This is a genomic window from Microbulbifer mixtoriginis (SeqCode) (assembly GCF_052467945.1).
The window spans coordinates 570,899-584,188 of the sequence record NZ_CP174328.1 but is presented as its reverse complement, the minus strand read 5'-3'; the positions used below and the strand labels follow the sequence as shown (position 1 = coordinate 584,188).

General features: G+C 46.0%; 13 protein-coding genes. 10 read left to right on the top strand and 3 right to left on the bottom strand.

Annotated elements, in window-relative coordinates; translation table 11 throughout:
• Nucleotides 1-284: 284 nt before the first annotated feature.
• The 5 genes from ACJJIJ_RS02445 to ACJJIJ_RS02425 all read left to right on the top strand — a co-directional run bounded on the left by ACJJIJ_RS02445 (nucleotide 285) and on the right by ACJJIJ_RS02425 (nucleotide 5,276).
• Nucleotides 285-875 (top strand): TrmH family RNA methyltransferase, encoded by a 591-nt coding sequence (locus tag ACJJIJ_RS02445; RefSeq protein WP_444938548.1) that lies wholly within the window; start codon nucleotides 285-287, stop codon nucleotides 873-875.
• Nucleotides 876-1,391: 516 nt separating this feature from the next.
• A complete protein-coding gene (locus ACJJIJ_RS02440) occupies nucleotides 1,392-1,802 on the top strand; it encodes a putative signal transducing protein (RefSeq protein ID WP_444938547.1) in 411 nt (136 codons plus the stop codon).
• Nucleotides 1,803-2,675: 873 nt separating this feature from the next.
• Nucleotides 2,676-3,356 carry a DUF6629 family protein gene (locus ACJJIJ_RS02435; protein WP_444938546.1) on the top strand — a complete coding sequence of 227 codons (681 nt, stop codon included), beginning with the start codon at nucleotides 2,676-2,678 and terminating at the stop codon, nucleotides 3,354-3,356.
• A gap of 186 nt (nucleotides 3,357-3,542) precedes the next feature.
• The gene (locus tag ACJJIJ_RS02430) at nucleotides 3,543-3,854 is read left to right on the top strand and encodes a hypothetical protein (protein WP_252084982.1); all 312 of its coding nucleotides are present in this window, start codon (nucleotides 3,543-3,545) and stop codon (nucleotides 3,852-3,854) included.
• A 315-nt stretch (nucleotides 3,855-4,169) separates the two neighbouring features.
• Nucleotides 4,170-5,276 (top strand): ABC transporter ATP-binding protein, encoded by a 1,107-nt coding sequence (locus ACJJIJ_RS02425; RefSeq protein ID WP_444938545.1) that lies wholly within the window; start codon nucleotides 4,170-4,172, stop codon nucleotides 5,274-5,276.
• A gap of 6 nt (nucleotides 5,277-5,282) precedes the next feature.
• Here the strand turns inward: ACJJIJ_RS02425 and ACJJIJ_RS02420 are convergent, their stop codons facing one another.
• Nucleotides 5,283-6,968, bottom strand: a complete 1,686-nt coding sequence (locus ACJJIJ_RS02420) for an ABC transporter permease (protein WP_444938544.1) — start codon at nucleotides 6,966-6,968, stop codon at nucleotides 5,283-5,285.
• Between the two features lie 122 nt (nucleotides 6,969-7,090).
• Nucleotides 7,091-8,122: a Fe(3+) ABC transporter substrate-binding protein gene (locus ACJJIJ_RS02415; RefSeq protein ID WP_444888310.1), complete on the bottom strand. Its 1,032-nt coding sequence runs from the start codon at nucleotides 8,120-8,122 to the stop codon at nucleotides 7,091-7,093.
• Nucleotides 8,123-8,263: 141 nt separating this feature from the next.
• On the opposite strand from ACJJIJ_RS02415, the gene ACJJIJ_RS02410 reads away from it, so the two are divergent.
• From ACJJIJ_RS02410 to ACJJIJ_RS02390, 5 genes are all read left to right on the top strand, one after another.
• Nucleotides 8,264-8,707: a hypothetical protein gene (locus ACJJIJ_RS02410; protein ID WP_444898832.1), complete on the top strand. Its 444-nt coding sequence runs from the start codon at nucleotides 8,264-8,266 to the stop codon at nucleotides 8,705-8,707.
• A 101-nt stretch (nucleotides 8,708-8,808) separates the two neighbouring features.
• Nucleotides 8,809-9,075, top strand: a complete 267-nt coding sequence (locus tag ACJJIJ_RS02405; protein WP_252084977.1) for a PepSY domain-containing protein — start codon at nucleotides 8,809-8,811, stop codon at nucleotides 9,073-9,075.
• 203 nt (nucleotides 9,076-9,278) lie between these two features.
• Nucleotides 9,279-10,724 carry a coniferyl aldehyde dehydrogenase gene (locus tag ACJJIJ_RS02400; RefSeq protein ID WP_252084976.1) on the top strand — a complete coding sequence of 482 codons (1,446 nt, stop codon included), beginning with the start codon at nucleotides 9,279-9,281 and terminating at the stop codon, nucleotides 10,722-10,724.
• A gap of 166 nt (nucleotides 10,725-10,890) precedes the next feature.
• Nucleotides 10,891-11,196: a hypothetical protein gene (locus tag ACJJIJ_RS02395; protein ID WP_252084975.1), complete on the top strand. Its 306-nt coding sequence runs from the start codon at nucleotides 10,891-10,893 to the stop codon at nucleotides 11,194-11,196.
• A 27-nt stretch (nucleotides 11,197-11,223) separates the two neighbouring features.
• Nucleotides 11,224-12,108, top strand: coding sequence for a ketopantoate reductase family protein (locus ACJJIJ_RS02390; protein WP_444938543.1), 885 nt, complete (start codon nucleotides 11,224-11,226; stop codon nucleotides 12,106-12,108).
• 168 nt (nucleotides 12,109-12,276) lie between these two features.
• Here ACJJIJ_RS02390 and ACJJIJ_RS02385 read toward each other — a convergent pair whose 3' ends face one another.
• Complete coding sequence (locus tag ACJJIJ_RS02385; protein WP_252084973.1) at nucleotides 12,277-13,275, bottom strand: helix-turn-helix transcriptional regulator; 999 nt, start codon at nucleotides 13,273-13,275, stop codon at nucleotides 12,277-12,279.
• Nucleotides 13,276-13,290 lie beyond the last annotated feature (15 nt).

Here is a 13,290-nt window from a genome sequence, read left to right as displayed (position 1 = left end):
AATGAGTGCCATTATTATGTGAGCCATATAGGAATTGGTTGTGGCTGGGGCTCATATGTCATTGAGCAATGCATATCAGATAAATGTACTTTCAGTTTTACTCCATACAATGCCGGGACCGTAATTTGTGAATAACCTTAACAAAAGGGTCCAATCAACGCCCAAAGCTATGCACCTTCTTGTGCAAGGACCTGCATCCCTATTATGCTATAAACAACGTCCCACTTCAGCTACCTGTGCTGGCAACGTTAGGCCTGAATAAATTATCTGAGATCTTCAAGAAGATGGAATTTGATAAAAGTGACGCTCGAAAAAGAGCCAATCAAATTAAGCCTTATCGCTGTAAAAATCTAATATGTGTTCTTGAATACCCGATGGATATGAAGAACATAGGGACAGTCATTCGAAACGTCAATGCTTTAGGCGTCGAAAAAACCTATATTATTGATCCACGCAACTCATTGCCTGATGAATGGCAGGAAATGAGAGAAAGGAAATCACTCTCAAAACCGTCTGTCTCAGCAATCAAATGGAGCTTTGTAAAGCGATTTGATAGTACCGAAGAATGCCTGGATCATTTGGCGAACAACAGATTTACCTCGATTGTTACCTCTCCTCATGTAAAAGGAAAAGACAACTTTATATTGCATGAGGCCGATTACACTCAGCCAAGATTAGCAGTATGGTTTGGTAACGAATCTAGAGGTATCAGTGATCTTGCAGTCAAAAGTAGCGATTTCTGCGTATCTATTCCAATGTTTGGAATGATAGAAAGCTTAAACCTTGGAACAACTTCTGGGATTGTATTGTATGAAGTTACCAAGCAGCGCCGCGAGTACCAGGAAAAGTATAAGCGAGCCAACCGTGGCACCTGACAGAGCAATTCAGCTGACATCTTGCTTTGTGCATCTTTTGTACAGTAACTGCACTGCTATTTACGTTCAAAAAGCACACAAAGTAAGCCGCATCTGATTGCGATGTTAATTCTTACCAAGAACAAAATTCATGATGGATTAATCTGAAGAAGTTATCAACAGGATTAAGGCTATAAAAAGGGTCTGCGTAGCTCTTCCATGAAGAGCTTGACTTACCGATTTACCTTCAATATCGGCTGCTATCGTATATGTTCGCTTTGCCCAAGAAACATTGGCAGTAATAGCCTATTTGATCTTTAAGCTGGACTCGCTTTCAAAGAATAAGAATCTACGCTCACTTCTCTACACATACGTCGCATGAATGCTGAATGGGAGGAATATGATGAATTTCCTGAAATGAGGATTCTTTTTGCATTCTGATTTAGTTTTCACTGGTAAGTAGGCTATTTTTTCGTAAAATAACCATACAAAAATTTAGGTTTTTTCTATACCCTCGTTAAGCGCTAAGGTGATCACTTGCTAGTAACCACTGCCAGATTCTCATTTCCATATGAAGCGCAGATTGCAAAAGCAAGACTTGAGTCTGAAGGAATAAGCGCTTTCATTGCAGATGAGCACACAGTCAATATGCAGTGGCTATACTCTAATGCTATGGGTGGAGTAAGGCTTCAAGTGTCGGAAAGCGACCTTGATAAAGCCCATGAAATCCTTAAGCAAGACCGTTCCAATCTTGTAGACCAAGAATTAGGGTGTGAAGGGGAAAGGAAATGTGAGTCCTGCTCTTCACGAAATGTTGAGCCATTTACCAAGGGAAAAAAGCCCGCATTTTTGGTCTTCTTACTCTTGGGTATGCCTCTATTTTTCTACCAACATGGTATTAAGTGCAAGGATTGTGGCCATTTCCAAAAACTTAATAATCACAAGTAATAAGGCATCTGCCCTTCGAGCCTCCGTCGGGCTATCTAGGTGAGGGCATTTTTTGCCCTCTGGTCGTTCGAGTATGGTCAATAATCCGGACAAACAGTGACTCAAATAGTAGTAAGTGTTCACCGTGATCTCAGCATCCGAAATGAGTCTAAAATTCACGATTATATCAGTGTGATAAGGACGTCCAAATTTATGAGGGTAATAACATTTGACCGCCAGTTCTTATTTACCGCAGATAGGCTTAACCGTGACATCCACGCCTAAACCCAAGATACCGTTAATAGGGTAAAATAGCTCACAGCAACTAAATTTTAGCGGATTTTCCTGTCTTCTTGGGCAAGGTACAGTTGACTGAGCCATCGCTAACCACCTTAACCCTGCCCAATAACTTCGCTGTCACAAGATGATTGGTGACCCCCTCTTTATGTGCATAAAGTAAATGACCAGAAAGTACCGATAAGAATAATACCTCCAATACAATTAGTGTTTGTGGGAGCATTATTACTTTAGTGTGCAATAGGAAACCCCCGACGCAAAGGTCAAAACGATGACCAACGTTAATAACTGAGTAAAACGCTGCAACTGACTTAGAGGTGTCAAACTGGCTTGTTGCCCACAGTCGACATAGACTTTATCTACATAAGCATCAAATTTCATAGGTAAACTCGATGCCCCTTTGATGGTGTTTTCGATCTCACCCACAGGGTAAAACGAAGGGTTGAAATTGACTTAGGCCTTCCAGAAAAATTCAAAAGCTTAGTACAAATTAGCGAATTTCAACCAATTTTTTAGGTTAAGGCTATTGTTATATAGTTCATCAAGCTTTAAGACTCTGGCTTAAATGACAATATTTTACATACAGAGAAAACCACTATGTGTTTTTCAGCCACAGCATCATTCGGATCAGCAGCTGTCCTTCTTGTTGGCGGTGCTTTGTGCACAAGACACGTTATGAAAAATGATAAAACCTATTTATTACTCGCGATTACCCCTATCCTTTTTGCGTTACAACAAGCGATTGAAGGAGCGGTATGGATTGGGTACAACGAGAACATAATATCATTGATGACGCTTTCTTCTATTTTATTTTTATTTTTTGCCTTCTTCTTTTGGCTTACTTGGATACCTATTGTAGCCTATAGCCTTGAAACAAAAAAATGGAAAAGAATTTTTTTCACTATATTTATCATAATAGGTTTTGTTTTTGGCTTATACCTATGGATACCTGTCCTATTAGAAACAGGGCCAAGGCATTTAATAAAAACAAGTGTATGTGGACATAGCCTATGCTATGAAGTGTCCGGTGGTGGACTGTTATCCGTTATAGTACGAGATATCATCTATGCCTCGCTTGGTGTTTTATTTTTATTATCGAGCAATCGTCTATTTAGGAAGTTTTGGGCACTTGTCATGCTGTTCGGTGCTATCACTTTCTTTACTCAACGTGAAACATGGATATCAACCTGGTGTTTCTTTGCTGCACTATCGACCTTATGGATTTATTTTCTATTAATAAATAACCATAAAACAAACATTAAAAAACAAACATTATGATTTTAGGGATAAAGCTAACTTGGCTGCAGCGCAAAGGGAAAGACCTCCAAGGAGTTTTTTAAGGAGCTAAGACCGCAATGCTTTTGACCTGATTCTTGCTTTCAACATCACATAACGCGTTACTGCATCAGACTATGGTATAGTGCTGACAACACTATACAAGCCAACACCGGCCATTAAAATATTATGAATCTCGAATTTGTTTCGCCGAGCATGAAAAGATTGTTTTTCACTCTGTCAGTTATATTTATTTCCGGATGTGTTTCTACCGCTAACATATATGACAGAAATGCCAAAGCTAATGAACTAGAAGCTCAGGCTGAAGACGCCAGAGTAAACAATAATTATTCCATGGCCAAACAGCTGGACAGAAAGGCAGAGAAGCTACGAGAAAAAGACTCTATGAACAAAGAGGATATCGTTGCAGGTATTTTTTCTGAGCTTTTTAAGCGATTGCTCGGAGGAAGCTCTAAAAACGATCAACATGGTTGGCAGTAAAGCTAAGCACTAAAGTAAACCTTTACTAACAAGCATTACGCGGCTCAAGATCTCTATGCCGAGGCTGATGGTATCATCTGATTTGGGTCGGCTTATTTTACAGTTAGATATCGATTCTATTTAGCTGGTCACTGTGATTCTGAGATAGACGAGATCTTATTATCTATGAGAAAGAATACATTAGCCTATGAGGTTTAGAGTGAGTATTTACTGCTTAAAAAACACCCAGCTTTGCTCCAACTAAAAGAAGCCTTCGCAGGGCTGCTAATAGTATGCTTCACACGGGACTAGTTGCCGGTTAGCTTAGTGATAACTATGATCAGCAACTACACCCGAACGCTGCCCGAAGTGTTTAAAAGCCAAATTACCGGAAAACCCGTGCACCCCATACTCTCCATAGAAAACCTGCAGTGCCGCTACGGCGAGCAGGTGGTTATCGAATCAGTTTCCTTTGCTTTACAGGCCGGGGAGATTGCCTGCTTATTGGGCCCCAGCGGCTGCGGCAAAACAACCCTGCTGCACGCTATCGCTGGATTTCAGCCAGTCGTTACAGGGAATATTCAACTGTCTGGAGAAGTAATCTCTTCTCCCAAAGTAAAGGTTCCAGCGGAGCAGCGGAAAATTGGGGTGGTATTTCAGGACTATGCCCTCTTCCCACACCTCACCGTTGAGCAAAATATTGCCTTCGGTATCCAGTCAATGCCGAAAGCTCAACGGCAATCTCGTACCCAGTCGCTGCTACAGCTAGTACGCCTGAAAGGTTTTGGGCAACAGTATCCGCACCAACTATCCGGTGGTCAGCAGCAGCGTGTCGCTCTGGCTCGGGCACTGGCACCGCGCCCCAAGTTGTTGCTGCTGGATGAACCCTTCTCTAACCTGGATACCGAGCTGCGCCGCAGTCTCGCCGCCGAAGTCCGCCATATACTGCGCGAAGAGAAGATCCCTGCGATTATTGTTACCCACGACCGCCACGAGGCCTTTATTGCTGGAGACAAGCTGGGAGTACTCAGCCAGGGTCAATTACAGCAGTGGGACAGCCCACAGGATACTTATCAGAAGCCAAAGAATTTGGCGGTTGCGAGAATCGTCAGTGAAGGGAACATTATCTCCGGCACTGTCCTGGGCAATGACCTGATCAGTACCCCATTAGGGGAAGTAAATATGCCAACAGCTGCATACGAAAATGGAGATAGGCTCGAACTGTTTGTGCGCAGTGAGGATATTGCCGCAGGCGAACATCCCGGTGCGGTTATGGCCCAGGTTGTGGAAAAGAATTTTCTCGGCAATCAGGTGAGCTATCGCTTCCAGTTAGCCGCAGGGGAAACTGTCGAGGCCGCTTTGAATGCCAATGTTCAAGCCGCTCCCGGTGATAAACTTCCCCTACGTCTCTCCTCTGCGCTGGTGTTTGACCAGGCCCGATAGCAGCTATCAAGACAGGGCGGGCGCTTCAGAGCTCGCCAGGGCTGTGCGCTCCTCACCTCTGCGCCACCCAATGGAACGACTCAGCAAAATCACCGGGATTAATCCCACCAGGACAATCAATAAAGCCCCCAGGGCTGAGCGTTCCAGCATCTCATCAGAAGCAAACTGGTAAACATAAGTCGCCAGGGTGTCAAAGCCGAAGGGGCGCAGAAGCAAAGTCGCCGGCAGTTCTTTCATACAATCCACAAAGACCACCAAACCACCCGTTAGCAACCCTGTACGCACCAAGGGGAGGTGCACGGCCCACAGGGTTTGCCAGCTATTGCGCCCCAGAGAGCGGGCAGCCCTATCCATTGATGGGGTTACCTTCTCCAGGCTGGATTCTATGGCTCCCGTAGATACCGCCAGGAAGCGCACCGTGTAGGCAAAAATAATGGCAAAAATACTACCGCTTAACAGTAGCCCTATGGAGATATCGAAGTGCTCACGTAAAAAAGCGTCGACGGCATTATCAAATGCGGCCAGTGGAATCAGGACTCCAATCGCCAATACCGCCCCGGGCATTGCATAACCCAGCTTGGAAAAGCCGACCAAGAGCCGTACGGACCTTTTGGGTTGCAGTCGCTTACCGTATGCCAATAGCAAGCCCAGCAGTACAGAGACCAGTGCTGCTGCAATAGACAGTAACAAGCTATTGCTGGCGATCTGTATAAAATCTTCGCTCCAATAGCTGGAAAAGTTACTAAGTGCGTATCCACCCAAAACCAGCAGGGGAATAATAAAACCGGCCACCAACAGTAGCCCACAGAACAACAGGGCTACACCAGCCCGCCAACCGCACAATACATAACGTTCACGCTGGGAATTTGGCGACTGTACAAAGTGCTTCTGCCTCGCCCGCCCCATTCGCTCCAACGAAATTAACAGAACAACAAAAATCAGAGTGCTACAGGCAATTTGTGCCGCCCCCCCTAAATTACCGCGGCTCAGCCAGGTATCGTAAATCCCAACACTCAAGGTGCGCACCGCAAAGAAGTCGACAGTGCCGAAGTCATTCAGGGTTTCCATCAGCACCAGTGACAAGCCCACCGCAATTGCCGGGCGTGCCATTGGCAGGGATACGCGCAAGAAGCTCTGCCAGGGCGTGCAGCCCAGTGACCGACTCGCGGCACGTATACTGCCGCACTGTTCGATAAACGCTGCGCGCGCGAGCATATACACATAGGGGAAGAGCACCAGTGACAGCATGGCAATCGCCCCACCCATACTGCGGATCTCAGGGAACCAGTAATCCCTGGCCGTCTGCCAACCAAACCAAGCCCGCAAGGACTTTTGCACTGGGCCCGCGTACTCCAGCAAATCTGTATAGACGTAGGCAATCACATAGGCGGGAACTGCAAACGGCAGTAGCAACGCCCACTCGAACAACCGGCGCCCGGGGAACTGGCACATACTCACCAGCCAAGCGCTGCCAACGCCAGCTATCAACGTTACTAAACCGACACCACCAGCCAGAATCAATGTGGAGGACACATAGTGAAACAGCACCGTGTCTAACAGGTGCGGCCAGATATTTTCTTCAGGGAAAAATGCCAACCAAAAGATAGATAGAACTGGCAGGGCTACCAGTAGGGAAATAGTAGCTACCAGTAGCAGCCAGCGGGACGCTGATAAATTCGCTCGGTTTAGCATGAATTAAGAAATCAAAAGCTCATTATAAAAGAACGGCCCTGGTCTCTCGACAGGGCCGTTCGAATAAGGCTGAGATAGTGCTGCCAATAGGCTGGGCAGCAACTCCCATTCAGTTAATCATTCTAAAAGTCAAAGCGTACTTCATCAACCATACGGGAAGCCGCCGGAACGTAGGAACCGATTTCCGTGAGGCTCAGATCGTCTTCTTTAAACTCACCCATATATTCCTTGATCAACTCAGAGCGAGCAGTACCGGGGCGTACAGGGAACTCAAAATTTTTCTCAGCGTAAGCGTATTGAGCATCGGCACCACTGAGGAATTCCAGCAGCTTAACGGCGTTTTCACGGTTGGGGGCATGCTTGGTCAGCGCCGCGCCGGAAATAAACATATGGGTACCGCGATCCTTCTGGTTAGGGAAGACCAGGTTTACAGACTTGGCCCAATCCACCTGCTCCGGCTGCTCCTTATTGGTAATCATTTTACCGAAGTAGTAGCTGTTACCCAGGGAGAGGTCGCAGACACCTTCGCTAATGGCTTTCACCTGTGCACGGTCATTGCCCTGCGGCTTACGCGCCAGATTCGCTTTCACGCCTTGCAACCACTCTTTGGTTTCTGCTTCACCGTGGTGGGCGATCATGGAGGCGATCAAGGACAGGGTGTAGGGGTGCTTGCCGCTGCGGGTACAGATTCGGCCCTTCCACTTAGGCTCTACCAGCTCTTCGTAGCGAGTGATCTCACCGGGCTTAACGCGGTCTTTGGAGGCGTAAATTAAACGCGCTCGGGTTGTCAGGCCGAACCAGTTACCGGCCTTATCACGGAATTGCGCCGGGATATTGTCTTCCAGGATTTCACTGCTTACCGGTTGGGTCAGCTGCTTATTAAGCAGGTCCATCAGACTACTGGTATTGGAAGTCAGAACCAGATCGGCAGGGCTGTTGCGCCCTTCCCTTTGCAGCCGCTCGTTCAAGCCTTTGCTGGCGTAGACCACTTTGGTCTCAATACCGGTTTTCTCGGTGAACTCCTGCAAGATCGGCTCAATCAGGAAAGGTTGTCGGTAGGAGTAAATATTTACTTGCTCAGCGGCATTGGCCCCAATGGCACCAATCAAACCAACAGTTGCAATCGCTTTTTGAAATAGAGATCTGGTAAACATGGGAGTCCTATCACCCTGGGGTTAATTTGAGAAGCATTCTCATTTGGAAAGGTATTAATGTCAACCTGGAACTTCTCTACCCAGCAAAGTCGCAAAATCCCTCCTATGCTTAGATTCAAACCAGTCACCTGCAGAGGCTCTATGCATTACCTTATTCTGCCACTCGCTCTGGTTTTTGCCTTATCCGGCTGCGACCGCAAGGGTGAGCCACATAAGGCCCAACCATCGAGTAGTGAAGTAACCGCTGGTCAAACAGCCAGCGAGGCAATGAAACAGCCGATTAAGCGAAACGCGAGCAGCACGGCGGAAGACCCCACCAATCAGCTACAGGCTACCGCTTCGGGTAGTGAAACCATTTGTACACCGGGCTGGTTTACCTGGGTACAGCGGCAAGTGATGGCCCAACAAGATGGCGACCTGAAAAAAATGTACCCATCAGGTCTACCCCCCATTGGCAGTGCAGAGTGGTTTGATGCAATCACCAAGCTGACGGGCGGCAACCTGGCCGATGTAAAGCCCGGCAGCCCGGAGTGGTGTCTAGCAGTTCAGAAACGTCTCAGTCACCCCGGTGACCAGGGCCTGTAAGGCAATCAAAAGGCCAAGTATCTTGCTGAGTAAAAGCGAGATGTAAACCTTCTATTACCCGGTCAATTTTTCAACCGGGTCCGCAAGCGAGGTAGTGAAAAATGAAGTTCTTCAGCAGAATGTTGCTGGCACTAATCGCCGCAACCACGCTACAAGTCGCCATCGCCGACGAGAAACCCCCTCCCGGGGCTATGGCACTCTCTATGGTGCTCACAAAGTTAGAGCAACAGGGTTACACCCCTATTGTGGAGGTAGACCTGGAAAGAGGACGCTGGAAAGTGGAGGCCTACAAGGGCGATCAGAAATACGACCTGATTGTGGATCCTAATTCAGCAGAGGTCCAATCCGAAAAACCCGATAACAGCTGACTCGCATAGTCTGCGATCATTCCTACCAGCCCTCCCCGGATTAGGGATACTCTAGGGAGGGCCTGAATTCATCACAGTTTTTACCAATGTGGTGGCAACTCACGTAACCACAGTGATTATGTCTATTCACTGACGTAATTGGTCAAGCAACGCGAGGATGAATGCGTTAGTCTGGTCTAAGACAAACGCCAAAGGATAATAAAATGACCATCCAGACGCTTACTCGGCAGGATGCAGACAAGGCGCTACTCCAGAACCAGCTAGACAACCAGCGCCGAGCCCATCACGCCAACCCTGTTCCCAGCTATCAGCAGCGTGTTCAAGATCTAAAAACCCTGGCACGAATGCTGCGTGAACAGCAGGAAGCCATCATTGAAGCCATATGCTGTGACTACGGTAATCGCTCGCGGGAAGAAACCCTGCTATTGGAGATATATCCTGCCCTTTCCGGCATCAAGGATGCCATAAAGAATATCAAGAAATGGATGAAGCCCAGGCGGCGCCATATCGACTTCAAAGCCTACCCCCTGTCAAAAAATACTGTAGTACCTCAACCCCTGGGAGTAGTTGGGGTAATCGTGCCGTGGAACTTCCCCATTAACCTTAGCTTTTCACCTCTAACCAATATCTTTGCCGCAGGCAATCACGCAATGGTAAAGATGTCTACCAACTCCTGTCGGCTTGCTGAGTTGTTAAAAGAGGTTAGCCCCAAGTATTTTCCAGAGGAGAAACTCTCTTTTATTGCTGACTATGGTGAAATAGGTCCACTATTTTCCAGCCTAAAATTTGACCACCTGATTTTCACCGGCTCCAGCACTACCGGGCGGGCCGTGATGCGCTCCGCTGCAGAAAACCTGACTCCAGTTACGCTAGAGCTTGGAGGGAAGTCCCCCGCGATCATCGCCCCCGATTTTCCCATCGAAAAAGCTGCGGAGCGTCTGATCCACTGGAAAATGGTCAATGCCGGGCAAATATGTGTCAATGTAGATTATCTCTTCATCCCTGAGAACCAACTGGATACCTTTATTGAGCATGCCAAGCGGGTAATAAAAAAGCACTTCCCCAATTGGCAGAGCCCTGACTATACCTCCATTATTGACAACGCAGCCTACCAGCGACTGTGGAAAACACTGGATGATGCCGTCGATAAGGGGGCTAAGGTTTACGACCTGAGTGCCGGAGAACTCAAACGAAATGACAGCCTGCGAAAGTTCCCTCCCCATCTATTAATCAACGTAAATCGGGACATGCTGGCAATGCAGCGGGAAATTTTTGGCCCTCTTCTGCCAATTATGACCTACTCAAGGCCTGAAGAAGTCATTGACTATATCAATGCTCAGCCACGACCACTGGCAATTTATCCCTACACGAACGATAAGAACCTGCAAAATCGCTATATTGAGCAAATTATGTCTGGTGGTGTGTCGATAAATAACTGTGTATTACATGTTGGACAGCACGATATTCCATTTGGAGGGGTTGGGGAAAGTGGCATGGGTCATTACCACGGTTACGAAGGCTTCCTTACCTTCTCCAAATTGCGCCCCATCTACCAACAGGGACCAATCGACCTATTGAAATTAATGCGCCCCCCCTATGGAAAACTTTCCAATAAACTATTGAACCTTATGCTCAAGATGACCCGATAAAATTGGGTACTGGAAAGCATAACCGCATGTAAAAATAATAACCCGGCGAACCCATACGCCGGGTTATTATTTTCGATTCATTCAAACATTTAATTAAAATCACTGGCGTAATGATCATCCACTGTCCACACTAAAAACATGGCTTGGTTGTAGTGTGGAGCCTCGTGTGAGTTTTATTGTAACGGTCATGCTCGTTAGTAATTTGACAAACCCCATTCCCCCAGGGATAGACCCTAACAAACCCGCCCCAATCTACGATAGCCCCGATCTTTACGGAGCAACGCCTTCGGTTATTGCTCTAGATCCATCGACTATTAGGGCAAAACTCTACAGTCTTGGATTTAAGCCTATAACCAGTATGCGCTTCGTGGGGGGGCGCTGGAAGATTCAAGCAGTTTACCAGGGCGAGCTCCGAGCCTTGGAAGTAAACCCAGATAATGGGATTATTTTTGCAGATCGACCAGCCAAATAGGTAACAAGAAAATCCTGAACGAACTTTATGAAAAAAGGAAAAATATTAATACTCGGAGCAGGCTCCATTGGATCATACCTAGCGGCAAAATTTCTTCGGGCAAACTATCATGTAGATGTCATAGGTAGAAAAGCGGATAGAATTGGAGAACACCTCCTCATCAACTCTAAGAGATATGACTTCCCGCCCACCTCAAAAGAGATCAGCACTCAATCAACCTATGACTTTGTTTTTTTAACATGCAAAATCTATGACCTAAAGAAAAACCTCATCAATTTAAGCAAGACAAGCCCAAAATCAAAAATTATTATTCTGTTACAAAACTGCCTTTTTGATATCTCAGAGTTTAAACACACTTATCAGAAAAACTTCACGAGCGTTTTGGTATATGACGGCTTCAATCTGAGCAACAACAAACTGAAGCATACTAAAGGCTCTGGATTCCTCGTTGGAAATGACAAATATTCAGAAAGCTTACTGCAGCTGTTCAAAGACTCACTTATCGAGACCAAAACAACCAGTAACATAGTACAGCATCGTGTTGAAAAGACTATTTTCAATTGCACAACAAATATATTTTCAGCCACCTATTCAAGAACCCTCAGGGAGCTTTTTGCAGACGACAAAATAACCAAGCACATGAAAAATGTACTTTATGAATCCTACGAAGTTCTCTCAAAAGAGATTGAGATCAATCAAGACAAACAAGATATGTGGAAAAAACTCACCCAACAAGCCAAAAATTTGGATCATTATACTTCAACCTACCAGGATGCTAGAGAAAATAAAGTTACTGAGCTTTCCTATTTGAATGGTTTTATTATTAAATTAGGCCGTAAAGTAGGAGTTGCCACTCCTTACACCATTGAGGCCGTGAACAATTTTAAGAGTAAGTATCCTAACTTATATTGAGATTATCCAGCTGTCCGCCCCAAACTCCCAACTGGCCTTATAGTAGAGTATTTAAATAGACCTACGACTTTATACTGACCATGAAGAAGCATATTTAACTACACCGCTAGGGCCCAGTTTAATTTACCTTCAACCTAGTAGCAGCACTAAAACCAAAGATAAATCTGATCAATAAATCGAATTCCGATATTGAAGAGGTGTCACCCCTTTCCACCCTCGGTAAGCGCGTATAAATGAATTAGGCTCCTTAAACCCTAGCATAAAGGAAATTTCTCCCAGATGGAGATTAGACTTAGAGAGATAGTGATCAGCCAAGCTTACCCTAATCTCCTGTAAGACAGACTGAAAAGTGTGATTTTCCTCCCCAAGTTTTCTCTGTAAAGTTCTTTTGCTGATCATTAAACGTTCAGATACAGCCTCGATAGAGCTCTCACCAGCCGGCAATAACTCCATTAACACGGACCCGACCCGCTCTCCCATTGTGGCTTCGCTGCCCAGATCCTTTAGCTGTTGACTCAATTTACCTTCAAAGAAATCCCACATAGGGGCATTGGCAGTCAGAAACGGTTTTTGTGCATCTTGTGCTGAGAAGCAAATTCTCACCCGGTCTGATTTCTTAATTGAGCAACCAAAGAACATCTGATAAGGCGTTTGATCTTCCGGTAACTGCGGTAGAGCCAATTCCAAAGGTTGAATTTTATCCCGGGTTCCCAATCGAGCCAGGCGGATATAGAAAATTAATTCACTCAATCCCAAAGCTGTGGGGATAATTTCATCACTGCCATAGCACTCTAAATTAAGCCTTGTGTACTTATCAGTAATATCCAAGTGCAATTCCATTGGTCCAATCAATGGTTTGTACTGCTGTATCCGCAATAAAGCTTGATTCAGGTTTTCACTGCAAAGGCTCGCAAACACAGGGGGATCAAATGTTTCAGCCGTAAGATGCTCTGCCAACAAGAGCGGCAGTGGCTTATCCTTCGAAGCCTGGTCAATACCACACCAGAAGCGGAAATATTCCACCGGAGTCAGTGTCACAGACTCCCGCTGTAATAAATCCGCAGGTAACCCGGCATAGGCCAGAGCCAGCGCTGTATCGATATTCATATCGTGTAATATCAACTTCCAGCTGGGAGGTACCAAAAATTTAGCTGCACGCCTGATCATTACCGGGCCTTCCTA